Consider the following 16,540-nt stretch of genomic DNA (forward strand, 5'->3'; position numbering starts at 1 on the left):
GAAGCAAAGGCAGACCGATGGACACTCCAACACCACCGACCCCGCCTCGGCGTCCGCAGCCAGGAAGACCTCCTTCAGCGGGCCGCCCTTATTCTGCCCGGGCCAAAGTCATCACCTCCCCGGTGCCTGTCCCGCTGGAGCCGCAAGAGCCGGATCGGGCCCAGCCGCCCGTACCCCCGGATGGCAAGAAGGCCAAACGATCCAAAGGGAAGTGGCGCCGCAAGCTCCTCTTGGCGCTGATCGCCCCGCTTGTTCTGGTCCAAATCGTCGCTTTCATGTTCAGCATGGGCGTGACCCCACCGCGCACCGCCTACATGCTGGAAGCGGGTGAACCCAACGTCTACCAGTTCGTCTCGATCAACCACATGAGCCGGCACTTGCTGGCGGCGACCATCGCCCATGAGGACGAACAGCTCGGCACGCGCAGCGGAGCCTTCGACGTCGGAGACCTCCAGGCGAGGGCGCAGGCGTACTTCCAGGGAAAGCCGGACCCCAGCGGTTCCACCATCCCCCAGCAGTTGGTCAAGAACATTTTCCTTTGGGACGACCAGAATGCCGTCCGCAAGGGAATTGAAGCCGTCCTGGCAACTCAGTTCAGCTACACGTTGAGCCCTCAGCGCACCTTGGAGCTCTACCTGAACTATGCCCAGTTCGGTCCCCATCTGTACGGGGTCTGCGCCGCAAGCTGGTACTACTTCGGAACACCACCGTGGAACATGTCCGATTACCAGTCGGCCCAGCTGATGGGCGTCCTTCCGCTGCCGGATCTGGTCAGGCGGGATCCCAACGGAGGCATCTACCTTGGCACAGGCGTCAACCCTGCCGTGTGGAACCTTGTGAACGGCGCCGCGAACGTCTGGGTCCCCCGGCAACTCGATGGCCTGGGCGGATGGCAAGCGGCCGTTGGAACGATCGGCATCACAGACACTGCCGACAGCCATGCCGGCCAGCGCTCCGACAACGACGCGTGCTCAACCATGCCCCAAAGCGTGAAGGACCGGATCCAAAGCGAAGCCGGCTAGGAACGCGGCCGGCGCCGTACCCGGGTTCAGCCGCGCGGCGCTGGCAAGTCCAGGTTCCAGTGGCGCGAGACCATCAGCAGCCAGTCGACGTCGTCGTCGTGGCCCGCTCCGCCGGGTCCGGGCGTGATGAAGAAGCGGGACACAACGCGCTGCGAGCCTTCGGCGTCTCCGTAGAGGACATCGACCGTGAAGCCTTCTCCGGCTGCTCCCGCGGTGGCGTTGCGGAAGTCGGCCGACTCAGGGTCCCGGATCGCAACCTGGCAGAATCCGGCGTCGTTGGCAGGCACGTAGATGTCCCGGGTCAGCCGGTGGAACTCTTCGACAGGCGCCAGCGGAGCCCTGGCGTCCGGTGGCAGGTGCCAACCATGCAGGACCGCCACTCCTGCACCGGCATTGCGCACAGACATCAACAGGTACACGGCGTTGCTGCTGATCTCCAGCGTGGCGTGGCCACCGCGCACCACCATCCACTTGCCTTCCATGAACCGCACTTTCTGCGGCGCGTCAGACCAGTTGGAGGGCAGCAGGATCGGGCGCAATCCGTTCAGCAGGGCACGCTCGGCCAGCCGCGCGGATCGGTTGGCCGATCTCGTGGAGATGAACGTCGCGACGGCGAGAACCGTCGTACCGAGGGCGGTGCCGAGGTTGGAGATCAGAACCCAATCGACCATAAGGCACATTCAACGCCTGTCCTGCCTCGCGGGCAATCGGCTGCGAGGCCGGACAGGCGTCGAACCCGGGCTCGGCGTTACCGGCCGCCCTCGATCTTCCGGCTGCGCTGGTTCTGCGCCATCGGACCGTACGGATAGACGCCGACGCGCGGTTGGCTGGCCTCCGTGAGCCGGCTGGTTTCCTCAGGGCTGAGTTCCAGGTCAGCCGCCGCCAGGTTGTCCGCCAACTGTTCCGTGGTTCGGGCGCCGAGGATCACGGAGGTCACGGCAGGCCGGTCCGCCAACCATGCCAGTGCAACTTGGGAATCACTGACGCCATGATCTGCCGCGATCTTTTCCACTGTCCCGATGACGTCCCAGGTGCGGGGGTCATCGTTGCGTGCCTGCCATGCTTCCATGCCGCGTTCCGGGTTTTCACCGAGGCGGGTGGCTCCGGTAGGCGGCACGTCGCGCTTGTACTTGCCGGAGAGCCAGCCTCCGCCCAAGGGAGACCACGGCAACAGCCCGATGCCGGCATCCAGGGAAGCCGGAACGATTTCCGATTCGATTTCACGGACCAGCAGGCTGTACTGGGGCTGCAACGTCACCGGCGCGCTCCAGCCAAAGGCTTTGGCCACGTGCACGGCCTTGGTCAACTGCCACCCCAGGAAGTTGGAAAAACCGTAGTAGGCGATCTTGCCGCTGCTGACGGAGTCGTGCAGGAAGCGCAGGGTCTCCTCCAATGGCGTAATCGGGTCCCATGCGTGCATTTGGTAGAGGTCGATCTGCTCCACGCCCAGACGGCGCAGCGAGTCGTCCAACGCCCGCGTGAGGTGGCGTCGGGAGGTGCCGACGTCGTTCGGGGCCGTCCCCATGGGGAAGCGGCCCTTGGTGGCCAGCACCACGCGGTCCCGCGCATCGGGCCGTTCGGCCAGCCAGCGGCCGATGATCTCCTCCGATACTCCGGCGCTGTAGACGTCTGCGGTGTCGATGAAGTTGCCACCGGCCGCAACGTAGCTATCCAGGATGTCGCGGGACGTTTCCTCGGTGGCCTCGGCCCCGAATGTCATGGTTCCCAGCGCGTAGTTCGACACCACGGCGCCGCTGTTGCCCAAAGTGCGGTATTGCATCATGTTCCTCAATCCTCGACGGGGGTGGTGCGGTTCGAATGGTAGGTGCGCCAGGTGTGTTCGGGCTCGAAGCCCAGCAGTCGCCTGGCCTTGTCGATGGACAGCATGGTCTCGTGCTCTCCCAGTTCCTTGATCACCTTGACGCCGGGGAATACCTCCGCAGCCAGGCTCGCACTCGACCGGCGCATGACGGTGTCCGCGTTGGCGATGATGAATGCTTCGAACCCCGGCTTGCCGTTCTCAAGGGCCCGCGCCACGGCCTGCGCGCCGTCCCGGCCGTCGATGTAACCCCACAGGTTCCACTTACGCAGCGTGGCGTCGGAGTCGAAGGATGGAAACCGTTCGTAGTCTTCCACGTCCATGACATTGGAGAACCGGAGTCCCACGATGCTGAGCTCAGGGTCCCAGCGAGTCAACTCGATGGCCATCTGCTCTTCCAAATGCTTCACCAGCGAATAGGTGCTTTCGGGCCGCGCCGGGTATTCCTCATCCACCGGAATGTAGGGAGGGTCGACATCGAACGGCAGGCCCAGCACCGTCTCACTTGAGGCGTAGACGACCTTCTTGATGCCGGCCCGGCGGGCCGCCTGGAACACGTTGTACGTGGAGAGCATGTTGTTCTCGAACGTCGCCGCATCCGGGATAATGCCGGGTGCTGGAATGGCCCCGAGATGCACCACGGCATCGAAGCCGCTGTGCCGGTCGTCCAGCCCCAGGAACACATCCAGCACTTGGCCATAGTCACGCAGGTCGACGATCGCCAGACCCGGGCTCCTTTCGCCCGCACGGTCCAGGTTCAACACCTGATGCCCGTCCCCGCTAAGCCGGCGCACCACGTGCCGGCCCAGTTTTCCGCTTCCACCCGTCACTGCAATTCTCATCAGTACTCCCTCGATACGGCTTGGTGGTCTCACATCGACACTAGGGCAGAAGCCGGCTCCTGCGCATGGCCCTCCTGATCCTAGGAACGTCAGGCACCCGCTGACACGTGAGGTGGTCCACCGATGGTGCGACCACGGGATTTTGCCGACACGCCAGACTTTTCGGCATTTCACCTTGTGCCCGGGCCGCCGATCATCCACACTAGCTACAGATCCGCAGGAAGATGCTTCCGCCGATCAAGCCCGCCGGACTCTACGGCCGTCAACCGCCCCATCACAGAATGCCGGGCAACCCCTCTCGAACCACCGCTTTCCGCCTCGCCGGGTGCGCCCGGCCCTGGAAGCCCGCGAGCGCCGAGAGCCCCGGTACTTCCGCCGAGAAAGAGACCACAATGATCAAACGCCACTCGGACGTCGTCCTGGAAGTCACCGCCCACGACCCCGACACCATCGAAAACGACCTGAACACCGCCGTCGAAATCGCCCGCGAACATGCCGTCAAGGAGAGCCGTCACGGCATCCTCGTCACGCAGCATGGGTTCACCAGGTACACCGTCGCCATCAGCCGGGACGTTCCCTTCGGGCAGACACTCGAACGACGCGAATTGCCGGCGAGCCCGCTGGCAAAGACCGAATCGGGCTCGTGAGCACGCCACCATGACGCGATTCGAAGCAGGTGGGAGGATGGGCGCATGGAACTGCACATTACTGGCGACCCCGCCGCCGACCAATTGCTCAGCGATGACGCGTTCGCACTTCTCATCGGCATGTTGCTGGACCAACAGGTGACCATGGAGTCGGCGTTCGCCGGACCCGAAAAGATCCGGACGCGCATCGGATCCGTGTCCCCTGCCACAATCGCCGAATATGACCCGGATGGCTTCGTCGACGTCTTCAAGGAACGGCCGTCCGTCCACCGTTTCCCAGGCTCGATGGCCAGCCGCGTCCAGGATCTAGCCGCAGTTGTTCAGCGCGATTGGAACGGAGACGCAACCGCCATCTGGACCCGGGACGAGCCTGACGGCCAGGAAGTGCTCAGCAGGTTGAAAGGGTTGCCCGGCTTCGGAGAGCAAAAGGCAAAGATCTTTCTGGCACTGCTCGGCAAGCAGCGCGGACTCCAAGCGCCAGGTTGGCGTGAGGCTGCGGGCGCCTACGGCCAGGAGAACGCATTTCTTTCTGTCGCCGACATCGTGGATCCGGAGTCGCTGAGAAGAGTCCGCGCCAACAAACAGGCTGCCAAGGCCGCGATCAAAGCAGCGAAGGCATCCGGGAGCTGAGAGATACGCGGCGGGGATTTGTTCCCGCCAATATCGTGAAACGCTTACGGCATGGATCTCGAAGTGTCGCCCGCGCTCACGATTCCGATGTCGGAGCTTGGCTGGCGGTTCTCCCGCTCGTCAGGGCCAGGCGGTCAACACGTCAACACCTCGGACAGCCGCGTCGAACTGTCATGGGATGTCGCCGGCTCCGCGGCGCTTTCCGATGACCAACGGCAGCAGCTCGTCACGCGTCTTGGACCACGCCTCATCGCCGGGGTGATCACCGTGACCGCCTCCGAGCAGCGGTCGCAATTGCGCAATCGTGAGATTGCCCTGGCCAAGCTCTCCCGCCTCGTGGCGGAGGGGCTTGCTCCCGAGCCTGCTGCCCGCCGGGCGAGCAAACCAACCCGGAGCTCGAAGCGCCGGCACCGGGTCACAAAGGAACACCGGGCGGCGACGAAACAACAACGAAAACGACCGTCCGCCGATTAACTGGCTTAGCGAATCCCGCTGTCAACAACCAGCGTGATGTGAACGGGGGTCTCCGAGATGACTACCGGCTCGGTCGCAGTCGAAACGTAACCGCCGACGTTGCTCGCTTTGATGACGTAACTGCCGTCAGGCAGTGTGAGTTGGAAGGCTCCGGTTCCATCGGTCCGCGTCGAGCCCCGGACAGCTTCTCCGTCCAGGGCGACAACCGCGGCCCCGGCCACGGGGCGCGGCGGACACTCGTGACCGACGCGCTCAACGGGGCACACCGGGGCCGTCAGCACAACACCGGTGACAACTCCGGTGTGGCCCGCGTCCGGACCGCCCGGGCCGGCGCACCCGGACAACCAGAGGACCGTGGCCAGCAGGGCCACGACACATCGCTTCACGTCGCTCACCTTAAGAACAGGTTCTCAGAAAGCCCGTGGCACCAGCACGTTCGTGGAAGGTCACCGTATGGCCGCCGTCGTCATGGAAGACCGCCCTTTGTCCCTCGACAGTCATGATGCCCGGCTGGTAGGGGTTGCCCCAGCCTGCCGGAGGATTGCCGTGACCGTCGTCCAGCGGTTCGTCTGCAATAAAGAATGAGCCCTGCACCTGCGCCTCGTAGATACCACAGTGCGTGAACAGAGCGAAAGGTATACCCGGGGCAGCGGATGTTGTCGGACTTCCCGGAACGTTGGTTTGCGGCGTTGCAGGCGACGCACATCCGCCCAGCACCGCCAACGTGGCCGCCGCGGCGGTGATTCCTAGGCTTAATCGAGTTGCCATGCGCAAAGCCTCCCGCTCATAGGGACTGCCGCTGCTGAGGCAGCCTTCAGATGTAGCTGCAGATCCGCTCGGCGTCGCACGCCTCCGGGTCCGCGGCAGCCGCGATAGCGTGGTAGTCGGCGACGGCGGCTCTCAGCGCGACGAGTTCTGCGATCTGCGCGTCGAGGTCTGCCAATTGACCGGCCAGAAGGTCGCGCACATGGGTGCAAGGGGCGCGGCCCGCATCGCGAAGGGCCAGGATTTCGCGGATCTGTGCAAGGGCCAGTCCAGCGGCGCGCCCGCGGCGAATGAAGTCGAGCCTGCCGATGGTTTCACTTGTGTAATCGCGATATCCGTTGGCGCTCCGTTTTGCAGCCGGCAGCAGCCCATGCTCTTCATAGAACCTCAAGGCCTTGCTCGTCATCCCCGCCGCCTGGGCGGCTTCACCGATTCGCACCATGTACCCCGTCTTCCCCCATTGACTCCCACTGTAGGGGAAGGCGCTCATGGGGTGAAGCAGGACTAGCGCAAGTATTCAGCGAATTCCACTTCGAAGTACCGCTTCGCGCCGACGCCGATCACGGAGATTCTCCGTTCGCCGTCCTTGAACAAGAACACGGACGGAATAGAGCTGATCCTGAAGGCAGCAGCGGTTTCCGGATTCTTATCGACGTTGACTTTCACAACGTCGATTTTGTCGGCGTATTCGACCGCGAGCTGTTCCAGAACCGGGGCAAGCCTGGTGCAGGGTCCAGACCAATCCGCCCAGAATTCCACGACGACGGGTTTGGCTGACTTCAGCACTTCAGCGTCGAAGGACGCGTCAGTGACCTCCTTGTTTTTTGCCATGCTTTCCCCTTCTTGAATGGCCCGAATTGTGATGCCGGGTTACTCCCCATCCCATTCATTCCGATGTCAACGCGACTGGCAGCGCCCCTGCTTCCCACCTTCGCACCTTCCCCTAAGGGAAAAGTCAAGGACGGAATCTTGTGACGGAGCTACGGTAGGCGGAGTGGCGACTTCCGTGAAAAGCCATCAAGCTAGGTACGGGGGGAACTGAGGGAAGGACCACTCCCTCCGCAGAGGAAGGCCCCGCAATTCCTAGCCCAAAACGACCACTCTCTCCATGGATCCGCACGTACCTGAAGGGTGGGGACGCGGTCCGCGCAGATGCCAAAGGCCTCGGCGCCCTCAAACCTGTCGAGCCGGCCGCGCGGCGCGAGGGTAAGCCCCTCCTCGGCGAAGACCAGGTCTACGTGATGAAGAACGGCAAGGAGTACCACCCGGCGTGGTGCCACGTTGTGGCCGACAAGTGGAGCAAGGCCCCTAGGGGACTTCTTGTGACCCTTCTGGCCGACGTGGGAACGCGCACCAAGTGCCGGGAATGCGATCTCTCGTTGAAGACGGTCACTGAACCCTTAACCGGGGAACACGAAAGGCACCCCAGGCCCACCCGGCAGCCCGACACAGTAATCCCGTTGCGAGTCGTCGGCTTCTCCCACGGCATTCTGTTCCTGGCGGCCGGGCCGAAATATCAGCATCTCCTCAAGCAGACCGCGGTTGAGCCGGCCACCCCGCTGCTCGTCGATGGACTCCGGCACGGAATGCTGCTGCGGGTGGACGCCTCACGGCAAGAGCCGCTCCTGGTTATCCAGATGGATCCGCGCGCCAAGTTCCGGAGCGGCGCTTATCAGGTGCGCTTGCGTCTTCCTCTGCAGCGCTCGGCCACCAAACCCTATGCCGTGGACTCCATTGAGCCGGCGGCGCGGGCCAGGCATGCCGCCTTGCACCCGCCGGCCGTGGACGGCATGGAAAGTTGAGCTCACCCCGGCCGCGTCACCTGCGGACAGCTCTGGACACATGCTCGGTGAGAAACTCCTCCCAGGTCCTCCGGCCGACTGACCTGTCCTCGGAAAGGTTCGCCCCTTCCCGTATTGCCTTGGCGGCACTCCCCGGCATATGAAGCGGGACGAGAAGGCGTCTCTGACCGGCCGCGGCGAGGTAGGAGCGGATGAGGCCACCCATCGGGGTAGAAGGCCGGCCCGGCGAAATCGGGTACCAGACCTGCAGGCTCACCGAGCGCGAGCTCAACGAGCTGGTCCGCGACCGCGCGGGAAGCCACGGCGACCAGGCGGCGGGCCTTGTCGCCGTCGCCCTTTTGCGCGCCCGCGCAATGCACCACCGTCCGGACACCGCTCAAGGCGGCTTCGACTCCCTCGCCGGTGTCGACGTCACACTTAACGAATTCGATGTCCTGCTCCGGTGGAGGGGCACGACGGCCTGCCACGCGTGCGGCATGGCCCCGGTCCCGAAGCCGCGAAACCACGAGCCGCCCGAGGGTGCCGGTGCCGCCCGTTACCAACATCGTCGAGTTCATGACCGATTCCCTTCGGATTGGCTCACGCCGGACCGCTGCCCGGCGGACCGCTGAGGACGGTGGGGAAGTATTCGAGCAGCTGGAGCCGGCCATCGAAGGTCCTGCTTTCCACCATCTCGAGCTTGACGTCGGGATAGCCGTCGTAGATCCGCTCCCGACCGGTGCTGCCCGTAATGACCGGGAAAACGACCACCCGGAACCTGTCCACGAGTCCAGCGGTCAGCAACGACCGGCACAGGCTCAGGCTTCCGAGAGTGCTTAAAGGCGCGGTCCGGGTCCGCTTCATCCCCGCCACGGCCCGGACCGCGTCCCCGGTGACGAGTTCCGAGTTCGGCCACGTGAGGGGATCCTGCAGCGTGGAGGAGAAAACGACCTTCGGTACCGCAGCAAGGCCGGTCAGGGCGGCCCCCTCATCCTCCGAGAATCCCGGGCCTTGGGCCTCGGCCTCCTCCGACATCCTGGACATCAGCCGGTAGGTGTTCGCCCCGAGAAGGAAGGTGTAGCCCTTCTCCCCCTCTTCAGCGAGCCATGCCAGATATTCCGGCCCCTCCAGACCCCACCAGCCGGGCCATCCCTCGGCAGATGCATATCCGTCCAGGGATATGATCAGGTCGACCATAAGGTCCGCTGATGACGCGTCCGCAGTTGTCTCGCCCATGACCGTCTCCCCGAAGTCGACCGATGTCAGTGTCCGCCCGGCCTCTCGGCCAAGGACAGCCGGGTCCGGTGGCCGCAATGCTAGCCCTCGAGCGACCGGACGTTCAAGGGTCCGCGGGCACGAGCAACTTCAGATGAACGTCCAAGCGGCCCACCGCCCGCGGGAATCATGCGGGGTTCCCGTCCGTTCTCTCCGTTGATGACCTGCTTTCACAGGCGGGAACAGACACGACAGGAAGTTTGGGGACAGACCATGACGTTGAACGAAACGATTGCCCGTCTCCGGGCCGGACACCTCATGGTCCGCGACGCCCGGGAATGGGACGAGCTTTCCATGGACCTGGGGCGCGCTTACGAAAGCAACAACGACGAACTCATCGAACAGTTGCAGCCACAGTTCCTCCAGTCATGGAGGACAGTCACACGATATGTCCTCCGCGACACCTTCGACGCGGCGGGAATCGCAGTCACGGACCCCAGCCATCCTTGGGGAATCGCACGGCTGACCGCGAAGGGAACCAGTTGCGAACCCCTCCTCTGCCACACCGACGAAGCAGGCAACGAAAGGGCAGAGCCCGGCACCGAAGGCGGACCCAGGCTTCTCACTTTCGCGGACGCAATGACCAACTATGTCGACTGCCTGTCGCGCCTGTTCGACGAGCTGGACACGGCGAATAGCTAGCTTTTGCACAGGCTCTTGCCAACTCGGCCGCGCCCGCCGAAAAATGGGCGTGTGGGAATCATCGTGGTCGACCTGTTCAGCACCCTTGACGGGGTTTACCAGGCGCCCGGCGGGCCCGACGAGGATCGCGAGGGCGGCTTCGAGTTCGGCGGCTGGCAGGCACCATACTTCGACAAGGAATCCGGTAAGGCGATCACCGCGGGAATCGAACGCCTCGACGCGCTTCTCCTCGGCCGGAAGACGTACGACATTTTCGCCGGTTTCTGGCCCACCGCACCGGCCGATGACCCGATTGCTGCCCGGTTCAACGCTGTGCCGAAATATGTCGCATCACATACCCTGAGCGACCCCGCTTGGGCCGGGACCACGGTGCTGACGGATGTCGCCTCCGAGGCCCGCGAAATCCGCGAACGGCACGCCGAGACCCACGTCATCGGCAGCGGCGACCTCTTCCAGTCCCTCCTCACCGAGAACCTCGTTGACCGGCTGAATCTCTGGCTGTACCCGGTGACTTTCGGTACAGGCAAGAAGATCTTCCGGGACGGTACCGTTCCAGCCGCCTTCACGGTCACGCAGCCGCCTCAGGCCTTCCCGAAGGGCGCAATCTGGCTCGTCTACGAGCGCGCCGGAGATGTGGTGACGGGCATCGACATCGAGGCGGAGCGCACGCAGCCATGACAGCTGGTGGCGTGGGCGGAATCCCGTGGGTGCTGCACGTTGATCTCGACCAGTTCATCGCAGCGGTCGAAGTGCTCCGACGGCCGGAACTTGCGGGCAAGCCGATCATTGTCGGCGGTCGGGGCGACCCCACGGAACGGGCCGTTGTGTCGACCGCGTCCTACGAGGCCAGGGCGTTTGGCGTGGGTTCCGGCATGCCCTTGCGCATTGCGGCCCGGAAAGTGCCCGACGCCGTGATCCTGCCCGTCGATCAGGAGGCCTATCTCGCGGCGTCCGAAACGGTGATGGCTACCCTCCGCGCGCAGCCCGGGGCCACGGTGCAGGTGCTGGGTTGGGATGAAGCCTTTGTGGGCGTCGAGACGGAGGATCCTGAAGCCTACGCCCGGCAGGTGCAGGCCGCCGTCCTGGAGCGCACACGGCTGCATTGCAGCGTGGGCATCGGCGATACCCTGGTCCGGGCCAAGGTCGCCACCGGTTTCGGCAAGCCAGCCGGCGTCTTCCGGCTCACCGCCGGGAACTGGCTCGATGTCATGGGCCGCCGGCCCGCCAAGGAACTGTGGGGCGTCGGGACCAGGGTGTCTGCCCGGCTGGCCAAGCTCGGCATCGACACAGTGGCCGAACTCGCCGCGTCCAATCCCCAGGACCTGGTCCCGGAGTTCGGCCCCAGGATGGGTCCGTGGTACGCGGAACTCGGACGCGGCGACGGCACGAGCGTCGTGGACGACACCCCGTGGGTTGCCCGCGGACATAGCCGCGAGACCACCTTCCAGCACGACCTGACCGATCCGGCCGAGGTGGAGGACGCGGTGCGGGAGCTGGCAGCGCATGTCCTTGAGGATGTTGTGGCCGAAGGACGGCCCGTCATCGGGCTGACCCTGAAGGTCCGGTATGCGCCGTTCTTGACCACGACCCAGGGGAGGAAGATTCCGGAGACCTTCGACCGGGACGAAATCCTCGCGCGGGCGTTGGATCTCGCGGCTGGAATCGAGGCGGGCCGTCCGATCCGGCTCCTTGGCCTGCGGGCCGAGATGGCAATGCCCGGCGATGCCCGGAAGGGACATACGCCCACGCGCGGCGGTTGGTGACGGCGTCGTTCACTTCCTTAAGCGGTGCGCACCTACCAGCCCGGCCCGATCCATTCGAGGCAGGCCGCGGCTGTCCAGGACTGGTTCAGGCTTCCCAGCGGTCCTCTGCGCCGCGAGCAACGACTCTTCGCCTCCGGACACCAGCGGCGCAAATCCGGAGACAGTGTCAGTAGAGATCCACTCGTTGGCCAGGACATCGCTGGAAGCGGCCATGATCGCGGAAAAGAATACGTCCCGCACCCGGAAGCCGACGACGCTCCGCACGTCGCCGTCGTCGTAGCCTACGGAAGCCATCTGCTGAACGAGCCACAGATACTTCGTGTATTCGCTGTCATCGGGCCGCTCGCTGGAGTCCGCGACGTGGAGGGTGTCACGCCGGGTGAAGGCCGGGACGGCGCCGGGCTGGACGCGGGCGTAGGGCCCGTCCCGCCGCGGAGAGTTATCGAACCCGGATTCCCAACCATGGTGGATTTCAATCAGCCCTGTAGCGTCCGGGTCGCGCACGGTGGCAAGCCAGCGGTGCCACGCCAGCCAGCCGTCGAACGATTCGTCGAGGAAGGACTCTGCCGCTTCCCGGTCGGCGCCGCCGTTCTCCCTCCCCCGGTCAAGGATGTGCCGCAAGGCAATCGAGTGGACGGGAGGCTGGCAAATGCCGCTGCTCTCGATGCCCGAAGGGCGTGCCTTCGCGGACCCGGTGCCCCAGCGATCAAAACCGGGAAAGTAGTCTGTGCTGTTCTCGCTGAAGACAATGTGCGGGATCATTCCCGTGGACCATTGGGCGGACAGCAGGGTCCGGAGCTCCGTGATGGCGAGCATGACACCTACCAAGCTACTGCAGCGGGCGTCACCCGGTCAGGCTTTGCCTAGTGTCTGGACCATGCCCGGCCGTTGCCCTATCGTGGGGGAACCGGGCACAGCCGGCTTGAGTCTCCGCATCGGAGGTACATGGTGGGCATTATCTCTTCTGGATTTCATGGAAGACGGCAGAGCGGCAATCCCGCTTTGCCACCGGGCCAATACGAGACCGGCAGCTTCCCGGTCCTAACCGCCGGCCCCGCTCCCCGGATCCGCAGAGACGACTGGGAATTCTTTATTACTACTGAGGCAGGGCAGCGCCATGCGTGGTCATGGGACGCCTTCATGGGATTGCCCCAAGTGGACATCCATACGGATATCCACTGCGTGACCAGCTGGTCCAAGCTGGGCACCTCGTGGCGGGGAGTGTCACTGGATTCTCTTTTTGAGAACGTGGAAACAAGCTGCAGGTTCACCACGGCCCACTCCTACGGCGGATACACGACCAACGTCCCGCTCCAGGACCTCCTTGGCGGCCGGGCGTGGGTGGCCTGGGAATTCGACGGTGAGCCCCTTGAACGCACCCACGGCGGACCTGCCCGTCTCCTGGTGCCGCATTTGTACTTCTGGAAGAGCGCAAAGTGGATCAACGGCATCGAGTTGACGCAGGATGATGTTCCTGGTTTCTGGGAATCCAACGGCTACCACCTCCACGGCGACCCATGGCGCGAGGAGCGCTACTCATGAGGTGCATCCGATGAGTACGCTATGGCGCGTGGCCGACGTCGTCAGCAGCATGCCCGAAACGGAAACCGCGCGAACCATCGGGCTGCGGGTGAACGGCTTGAACGGCAACCTCGCCGGACAGCACATCGACATCCGCCTCACCGCGGACGACGGTTACACGGCCGTCCGCTCATATTCCGTGGCCAGGGCAGGCCTGGACGAAACCTTGGAGATTACCGTTGACGAATTGGCCAACGGAGAAGTCTCCCCCTATCTGGTCCGGGAGCTGGCGGTCGGGGACCAGTTGGAGATCCGCGGACCAGTGGGCGGCTGGTTCGTCTGGAAGCCAACGGACACGAACCCCGTTCAGCTGATTGCCGGAGGATCCGGGGTCGTACCGCTCATGTCCATGATCCGTGCGCACCATGTTTCGGAGAATCCTGCGCAGTTCCGGCTGCTCTATTCGCTCAAATCACCCGAATCCGGATTCTATCGGGAAGAGCTCCAAGCCTTGACCCGGGAATCCCGCAAGCTCATCATCGACTACGTCTACACACGCAAGGCGCCCGCGGATTGGCCGACTCCTCCGCAACGGCTCACGGCGGAAACCCTGCTGGCCAACATCTTGCCAACGGACCCTGCCCCGGACGTCTTCATTTGCGGCCAGACGGTCTTCGTGGAAACTGTCGCGGAATGGCTCGTGCAGGCGGGATATCCCGCCGGATCGATCAAGACCGAGCGCTTCGGCGGAACAGGAGGAACCCGGTGAGTGGCAACAACGGCCCTGATTCTTCCGGTGCCAATGATCCGGGCTTCGAGGATCAGGACATCGCTGGAATCGCAGGCAATGCTATAGCCCATCTCGACGGAAACGCGGTGGCAGGACCGCTGTGGGAACTGTTCCGCTTCGATATCGTCGCAGCGATCGGACGATGCAAGCACTGCGGCGCGGTTCGGGTCTTCGGGGAGACGATGGTCTACGTTGACGCTCCGGGAATCGTTGTGCGCTGCGCTTCCTGCGAGGGCGTGCTCCTGCGCCTCGTGGAGACGCCCACACGGTACTGGCTCGATGTGAGCGGACTCAGTTATTTGCAAATCGACCGCGAGGGCTAAGTCAATCCAGTCCAGGCGTCCCGGCGCGCGTTCTGAACCCGTAAGGATTCCACGCGCGACGGCGCGGGCCGGCGTTGGCATGATGGGGTCATGTCATCGCTCCCGGAACACCAAGCAGGACACCGCGCACGGATTGCAATCATAGGCGGGACCGGACTCTACAAGCTGCCCGGGGCCGTCCTGCTCAGCACGCTCGACATCCCGACGCCGTTCGGGCCTCCCTCCAGTCCGGTCACGATTGCCCGGCTCACCGCGCCGGCCGGCACCAGCGGCGACGACGGCGGCACCGGCGCAGACGGTGACCGCGACGGCGGCCCGGTGGTCGCGTTCTTGAGCCGGCACGGCCGCGGGCACAGCGTTGCCCCGCAGCAGATCAACTACCGCGCCAACCTCTGGGCCCTCAAGAGCCTCGGGGTAGAAGCCGTCATCTCCTCCGCGGCCGTGGGCGGACTGGTCTCAAGCCACGGAACCGGTACTTTTGCCGTACCCGATCAAGTCCTGGACAAGACCTGGGGACGGGCGGACACCTTCTACGACGGCTCGCTGCCCACCGGGGTGCAGCACCTGCCTGCCGCCGAGCCCTACAGCGCCCCGCTGCGGGCGGCACTCATCGCCGCCTTGGAGCACCGGAGCGAAGACTTCGCTGGGGCGGGCACCGTGGCCGTCATCAATGGTCCGCGATTCTCCACCAAGGCCGAGTCCGCGGCCTTGATTAAGTCCGGGGCACAGCTGATCAGCATGACCCAGTACCCGGAACCGATGCTCGCGGCGGAATTGAACATGCACTTCGCCGCATTGGCATTCATCACTGATGCCGACACGGGGCACGATGGCTCCGAGCCGGTGACGGCGGAACTGGTCCTGGGACGCCTGGCGGCGGCGCAACCGCGGATCCTCGCGGTGTTGTCAGACGCGGTGCGGACTGTGTCCGCGGGGCTTGGCGGCGCAGAACCAGCGGACGACGGCGGAACGTGGCGGATGGTGCCCATGCCGCCCGGCGCTGTGGCTACCGTGATGGGAGCCGCCGGCCCTGTCCTCCCCGGCCCTCTCCTCCCCGGCTTGGGACGAACAGCGCCGTGAGGATTCTGGTCACCGGCGGAGCCGGTTTCATCGGCGGCCATATAGTCGAAGCCGCTATGGCACGCGGCTGGGAAGTCCGGATCCTGGATTCATTGGATCCGGCAGTCCACCCGGATCCACCGCCGGGAATTCCTGGCGTGTCCGTGCTGGTGGGCGACGCCGGAGACCCGGACGCGGTGGCGCAGGCGCTCGCCGGAGTCGACGTCGTCGTGCACCAGAGCGCCAAAGTGGGACTCGGCGTGGACTTCTTCGACGCACCGGACTACATCCGCAACAATGATTTGGCCACGGCCGTGCTCCTGGCAGGCATGGCAGCCGCCGGCGTCGACAAACTGGTCCTCGCTTCCTCCATGGTGGTTTACGGTGAGGGGGCCTACACCGATTCGGCAGGCAGGCCGGTGCACCCCGCCCCGCGCCGGGTGGAGGATCTGGAGCACGGAATCTTTGACCCCCGGGACCCCGCCACCGGCGAGTTGTTGCTCCCGGCACTGGTCACCGAAGACGCGGCCATGGATCCGCGGAACGTCTATGCCGCCTCCAAATTGGCCCAGGAGCACCTCGCTGCCGCGTGGGCGCGCTCAACCGGAAGCACTGCGATTGCCCTCCGGTACCACAACGTCTATGGCCCTCGGATGCCCAAGAACACCCCGTACGCGGGCGTGGCCAGCGTGTTCCGCTCTGCGCTGGCCCGTGGGGAGGCAGTGCGGGTATTCGAGGATGGCGGCCAGCGCCGCAGCTTCGTCCATGTCCGGGATGTTGCGGAGGCAAATCTGTTGTCCGTTGACGCGTTGGTTGGCGGCCGGGTTGCCTCGGGCTGCGTGAGGGCATATAACATCGGCGCGTCGGAGGTCCACACCGTAGGGCAGGTGGCGGAGGTCCTGAGTTCTGTTGCCGGGGCGCCCGCGCCGGTGGTCACAGGAGAATTCCGGCTGGGCGACGTCCGTCATATCACCGCCAGCTCGGCCCGGGCCTGGGCCGAGCTCGGTTGGATCCCCAAGCGTGGTTTCGAGGACGGAATGCGGGAGTTCGCCATTGCACCGCTGCGCGGGGATCAGGCCTAGGCCGTAGGAGGCAAACGTCCCGGTTCCGTAAGGAAATCCGCCTGTCGCACCGGGCCTGCGGATTCTACGGTCAAAGGGTGGAGAAAGAGCAAAGCGGTTCGCGCG

At 64.8% G+C, this 16,540-nt stretch carries 23 protein-coding genes; 13 read left to right on the forward strand and 10 right to left on the reverse strand.

The annotated features are described in order from the left end of the window. The first annotated feature begins 122 nt into the window (after positions 1-122). Positions 123-1,022 (forward strand): transglycosylase domain-containing protein, encoded by a 900-nt coding sequence (locus AC3WJU_RS12265; protein ID WP_059388934.1) that lies wholly within the window; start codon positions 123-125, stop codon positions 1,020-1,022. Positions 1,023-1,048: 26 nt separating this feature from the next. Here AC3WJU_RS12265 and AC3WJU_RS12270 read toward each other — a convergent pair whose 3' ends face one another. From AC3WJU_RS12270 to AC3WJU_RS12280, 3 genes are all read right to left on the reverse strand, one after another. After that, positions 1,049-1,693: a hypothetical protein gene (locus tag AC3WJU_RS12270; protein ID WP_148667581.1), complete on the reverse strand. Its 645-nt coding sequence runs from the start codon at positions 1,691-1,693 to the stop codon at positions 1,049-1,051. A 77-nt stretch (positions 1,694-1,770) separates the two neighbouring features. Next, a complete protein-coding gene (locus tag AC3WJU_RS12275) occupies positions 1,771-2,802 on the reverse strand; it encodes an aldo/keto reductase (RefSeq protein ID WP_284989246.1) in 1,032 nt (343 codons plus the stop codon). Positions 2,803-2,810: 8 nt separating this feature from the next. Beyond that, positions 2,811-3,683 carry an NAD-dependent epimerase/dehydratase family protein gene (locus AC3WJU_RS12280; RefSeq protein ID WP_284989130.1) on the reverse strand — a complete coding sequence of 291 codons (873 nt, stop codon included), beginning with the start codon at positions 3,681-3,683 and terminating at the stop codon, positions 2,811-2,813. A 392-nt stretch (positions 3,684-4,075) separates the two neighbouring features. On the opposite strand from AC3WJU_RS12280, the gene AC3WJU_RS12285 reads away from it, so the two are divergent. Genes AC3WJU_RS12285 through arfB form a run of 3 tightly spaced genes read left to right on the forward strand, consistent with a single transcriptional unit; the run spans position 4,076 to position 5,434 of the window. Further along, positions 4,076-4,330 carry a hypothetical protein gene (locus tag AC3WJU_RS12285; RefSeq protein ID WP_059388936.1) on the forward strand — a complete coding sequence of 85 codons (255 nt, stop codon included), beginning with the start codon at positions 4,076-4,078 and terminating at the stop codon, positions 4,328-4,330. A gap of 45 nt (positions 4,331-4,375) precedes the next feature. Further along, the gene (locus AC3WJU_RS12290; RefSeq protein WP_492259981.1) at positions 4,376-4,960 is read left to right on the forward strand and encodes an HhH-GPD-type base excision DNA repair protein; all 585 of its coding nucleotides are present in this window, start codon (positions 4,376-4,378) and stop codon (positions 4,958-4,960) included. Between the two features lie 51 nt (positions 4,961-5,011). Further along, the gene (gene arfB / locus AC3WJU_RS12295) at positions 5,012-5,434 is read left to right on the forward strand and encodes an alternative ribosome rescue aminoacyl-tRNA hydrolase ArfB (RefSeq protein WP_492259982.1); all 423 of its coding nucleotides are present in this window, start codon (positions 5,012-5,014) and stop codon (positions 5,432-5,434) included. A 5-nt stretch (positions 5,435-5,439) separates the two neighbouring features. Here the strand turns inward: arfB and AC3WJU_RS12300 are convergent, their stop codons facing one another. The 4 genes from AC3WJU_RS12300 to trxA form a co-directional block, all read right to left on the reverse strand. Further along, positions 5,440-5,820: a carboxypeptidase-like regulatory domain-containing protein gene (locus AC3WJU_RS12300; RefSeq protein WP_332602263.1), complete on the reverse strand. Its 381-nt coding sequence runs from the start codon at positions 5,818-5,820 to the stop codon at positions 5,440-5,442. A gap of 10 nt (positions 5,821-5,830) precedes the next feature. Beyond that, positions 5,831-6,202 (reverse strand): hypothetical protein, encoded by a 372-nt coding sequence (locus tag AC3WJU_RS12305; RefSeq protein ID WP_307053780.1) that lies wholly within the window; start codon positions 6,200-6,202, stop codon positions 5,831-5,833. Positions 6,203-6,248: 46 nt separating this feature from the next. Beyond that, a complete protein-coding gene (locus AC3WJU_RS12310; RefSeq protein ID WP_492260014.1) occupies positions 6,249-6,638 on the reverse strand; it encodes a heavy metal-responsive transcriptional regulator in 390 nt (129 codons plus the stop codon). Between the two features lie 65 nt (positions 6,639-6,703). Beyond that, positions 6,704-7,030, reverse strand: a complete 327-nt coding sequence (trxA, locus tag AC3WJU_RS12315; protein WP_307053779.1) for a thioredoxin — start codon at positions 7,028-7,030, stop codon at positions 6,704-6,706. A gap of 410 nt (positions 7,031-7,440) precedes the next feature. On the opposite strand from trxA, the gene AC3WJU_RS12320 reads away from it, so the two are divergent. Then, positions 7,441-8,001 (forward strand): hypothetical protein, encoded by a 561-nt coding sequence (locus tag AC3WJU_RS12320; RefSeq protein ID WP_492259983.1) that lies wholly within the window; start codon positions 7,441-7,443, stop codon positions 7,999-8,001. A 2-nt stretch (positions 8,002-8,003) separates the two neighbouring features. On the opposite strand, the gene AC3WJU_RS12325 is transcribed toward AC3WJU_RS12320, so the two are convergent. Both AC3WJU_RS12325 and AC3WJU_RS12330 read right to left on the reverse strand, forming a co-directional pair. Continuing rightward, complete coding sequence (locus tag AC3WJU_RS12325) at positions 8,004-8,651, reverse strand: SDR family oxidoreductase (RefSeq protein WP_492259984.1); 648 nt, start codon at positions 8,649-8,651, stop codon at positions 8,004-8,006. Beyond that, positions 8,581-9,216, reverse strand: a complete 636-nt coding sequence (locus AC3WJU_RS12330) for a dihydrofolate reductase family protein (RefSeq protein WP_492259985.1) — start codon at positions 9,214-9,216, stop codon at positions 8,581-8,583. Before AC3WJU_RS12330 ends, AC3WJU_RS12325 begins: the two co-directional genes overlap by 71 nt. Positions 9,217-9,468: 252 nt before the next feature. On the opposite strand from AC3WJU_RS12330, the gene AC3WJU_RS12335 reads away from it, so the two are divergent. From AC3WJU_RS12335 to AC3WJU_RS12345, 3 genes are read left to right on the forward strand one after another with little or no spacing between them, the layout of a single operon-like run. Beyond that, positions 9,469-9,897, forward strand: coding sequence for a hypothetical protein (locus AC3WJU_RS12335; RefSeq protein ID WP_492259986.1), 429 nt, complete (start codon positions 9,469-9,471; stop codon positions 9,895-9,897). A 51-nt stretch (positions 9,898-9,948) separates the two neighbouring features. Next, complete coding sequence (locus AC3WJU_RS12340; RefSeq protein WP_492259987.1) at positions 9,949-10,575, forward strand: dihydrofolate reductase family protein; 627 nt, start codon at positions 9,949-9,951, stop codon at positions 10,573-10,575. Further along, positions 10,572-11,660: a DNA polymerase IV gene (locus AC3WJU_RS12345; protein WP_492259988.1), complete on the forward strand. Its 1,089-nt coding sequence runs from the start codon at positions 10,572-10,574 to the stop codon at positions 11,658-11,660. The genes AC3WJU_RS12340 and AC3WJU_RS12345 overlap by 4 nt, the downstream gene beginning before the upstream one ends. Before the next feature lie 9 nt (positions 11,661-11,669). Here AC3WJU_RS12345 and AC3WJU_RS12350 read toward each other — a convergent pair whose 3' ends face one another. Then, the gene (locus tag AC3WJU_RS12350) at positions 11,670-12,476 is read right to left on the reverse strand and encodes an MGH1-like glycoside hydrolase domain-containing protein (protein ID WP_492259989.1); all 807 of its coding nucleotides are present in this window, start codon (positions 12,474-12,476) and stop codon (positions 11,670-11,672) included. 129 nt (positions 12,477-12,605) lie between these two features. Between AC3WJU_RS12350 and AC3WJU_RS12355 the strand changes: the two genes are divergently transcribed. The 5 genes from AC3WJU_RS12355 to AC3WJU_RS12375 all read left to right on the forward strand — a co-directional run bounded on the left by AC3WJU_RS12355 (position 12,606) and on the right by AC3WJU_RS12375 (position 16,435). Continuing rightward, positions 12,606-13,202 carry a sulfite oxidase-like oxidoreductase gene (locus tag AC3WJU_RS12355; protein ID WP_216363205.1) on the forward strand — a complete coding sequence of 199 codons (597 nt, stop codon included), beginning with the start codon at positions 12,606-12,608 and terminating at the stop codon, positions 13,200-13,202. Between the two features lie 10 nt (positions 13,203-13,212). Continuing rightward, positions 13,213-13,950: a ferredoxin reductase gene (locus tag AC3WJU_RS12360; RefSeq protein ID WP_172465595.1), complete on the forward strand. Its 738-nt coding sequence runs from the start codon at positions 13,213-13,215 to the stop codon at positions 13,948-13,950. Next, complete coding sequence (locus AC3WJU_RS12365) at positions 13,947-14,294, forward strand: DUF6510 family protein (RefSeq protein ID WP_492259990.1); 348 nt, start codon at positions 13,947-13,949, stop codon at positions 14,292-14,294. The genes AC3WJU_RS12360 and AC3WJU_RS12365 overlap by 4 nt, the downstream gene beginning before the upstream one ends. Positions 14,295-14,384: 90 nt before the next feature. Beyond that, a complete protein-coding gene (locus tag AC3WJU_RS12370; RefSeq protein ID WP_492259991.1) occupies positions 14,385-15,374 on the forward strand; it encodes an MTAP family purine nucleoside phosphorylase in 990 nt (329 codons plus the stop codon). After that, positions 15,371-16,435, forward strand: coding sequence for an NAD-dependent epimerase/dehydratase family protein (locus tag AC3WJU_RS12375; protein WP_307053770.1), 1,065 nt, complete (start codon positions 15,371-15,373; stop codon positions 16,433-16,435). The genes AC3WJU_RS12370 and AC3WJU_RS12375 overlap by 4 nt, the downstream gene beginning before the upstream one ends. The last annotated feature ends 105 nt before the right edge of the window (positions 16,436-16,540 follow it).

This window comes from Arthrobacter sp. FW306-1B-F12A, from assembly GCF_058781865.1.

Coding starts and splice junctions, on each gene's coding strand:
- AC3WJU_RS12270 (WP_148667581.1), bottom strand. CDS start 1,693: ATGGTCGATTGGGTTCTGATCTCCAACCTCGGCACCGCCCTCGGTACG.
- AC3WJU_RS12275 (WP_284989246.1), bottom strand. CDS start 2,802: ATGCAATACCGCACTTTGGGCAACAGCGGCGCCGTGGTGTCGAACTAC.
- AC3WJU_RS12280 (WP_284989130.1), bottom strand. CDS start 3,683: ATGAGAATTGCAGTGACGGGTGGAAGCGGAAAACTGGGCCGGCACGTG.
- AC3WJU_RS12285 (WP_059388936.1), top strand. CDS start 4,076: ATGATCAAACGCCACTCGGACGTCGTCCTGGAAGTCACCGCCCACGAC.
- AC3WJU_RS12290 (WP_492259981.1), top strand. CDS start 4,376: ATGGAACTGCACATTACTGGCGACCCCGCCGCCGACCAATTGCTCAGC.
- arfB (WP_492259982.1), top strand. CDS start 5,012: ATGGATCTCGAAGTGTCGCCCGCGCTCACGATTCCGATGTCGGAGCTT.
- AC3WJU_RS12305 (WP_307053780.1), bottom strand. CDS start 6,202: ATGGCAACTCGATTAAGCCTAGGAATCACCGCCGCGGCGGCCACGTTG.
- trxA (WP_307053779.1), bottom strand. CDS start 7,030: ATGGCAAAAAACAAGGAGGTCACTGACGCGTCCTTCGACGCTGAAGTG.
- AC3WJU_RS12320 (WP_492259983.1), top strand. CDS start 7,441: ATGAAGAACGGCAAGGAGTACCACCCGGCGTGGTGCCACGTTGTGGCC.
- AC3WJU_RS12325 (WP_492259984.1), bottom strand. CDS start 8,651: ATGGCCGGCTCCAGCTGCTCGAATACTTCCCCACCGTCCTCAGCGGTC.
- AC3WJU_RS12330 (WP_492259985.1), bottom strand. CDS start 9,216: ATGGGCGAGACAACTGCGGACGCGTCATCAGCGGACCTTATGGTCGAC.
- AC3WJU_RS12335 (WP_492259986.1), top strand. CDS start 9,469: ATGACGTTGAACGAAACGATTGCCCGTCTCCGGGCCGGACACCTCATG.
- AC3WJU_RS12345 (WP_492259988.1), top strand. CDS start 10,572: ATGACAGCTGGTGGCGTGGGCGGAATCCCGTGGGTGCTGCACGTTGAT.
- AC3WJU_RS12350 (WP_492259989.1), bottom strand. CDS start 12,476: ATGCTCGCCATCACGGAGCTCCGGACCCTGCTGTCCGCCCAATGGTCC.
- AC3WJU_RS12355 (WP_216363205.1), top strand. CDS start 12,606: ATGGTGGGCATTATCTCTTCTGGATTTCATGGAAGACGGCAGAGCGGC.
- AC3WJU_RS12360 (WP_172465595.1), top strand. CDS start 13,213: ATGAGTACGCTATGGCGCGTGGCCGACGTCGTCAGCAGCATGCCCGAA.
- AC3WJU_RS12370 (WP_492259991.1), top strand. CDS start 14,385: ATGTCATCGCTCCCGGAACACCAAGCAGGACACCGCGCACGGATTGCA.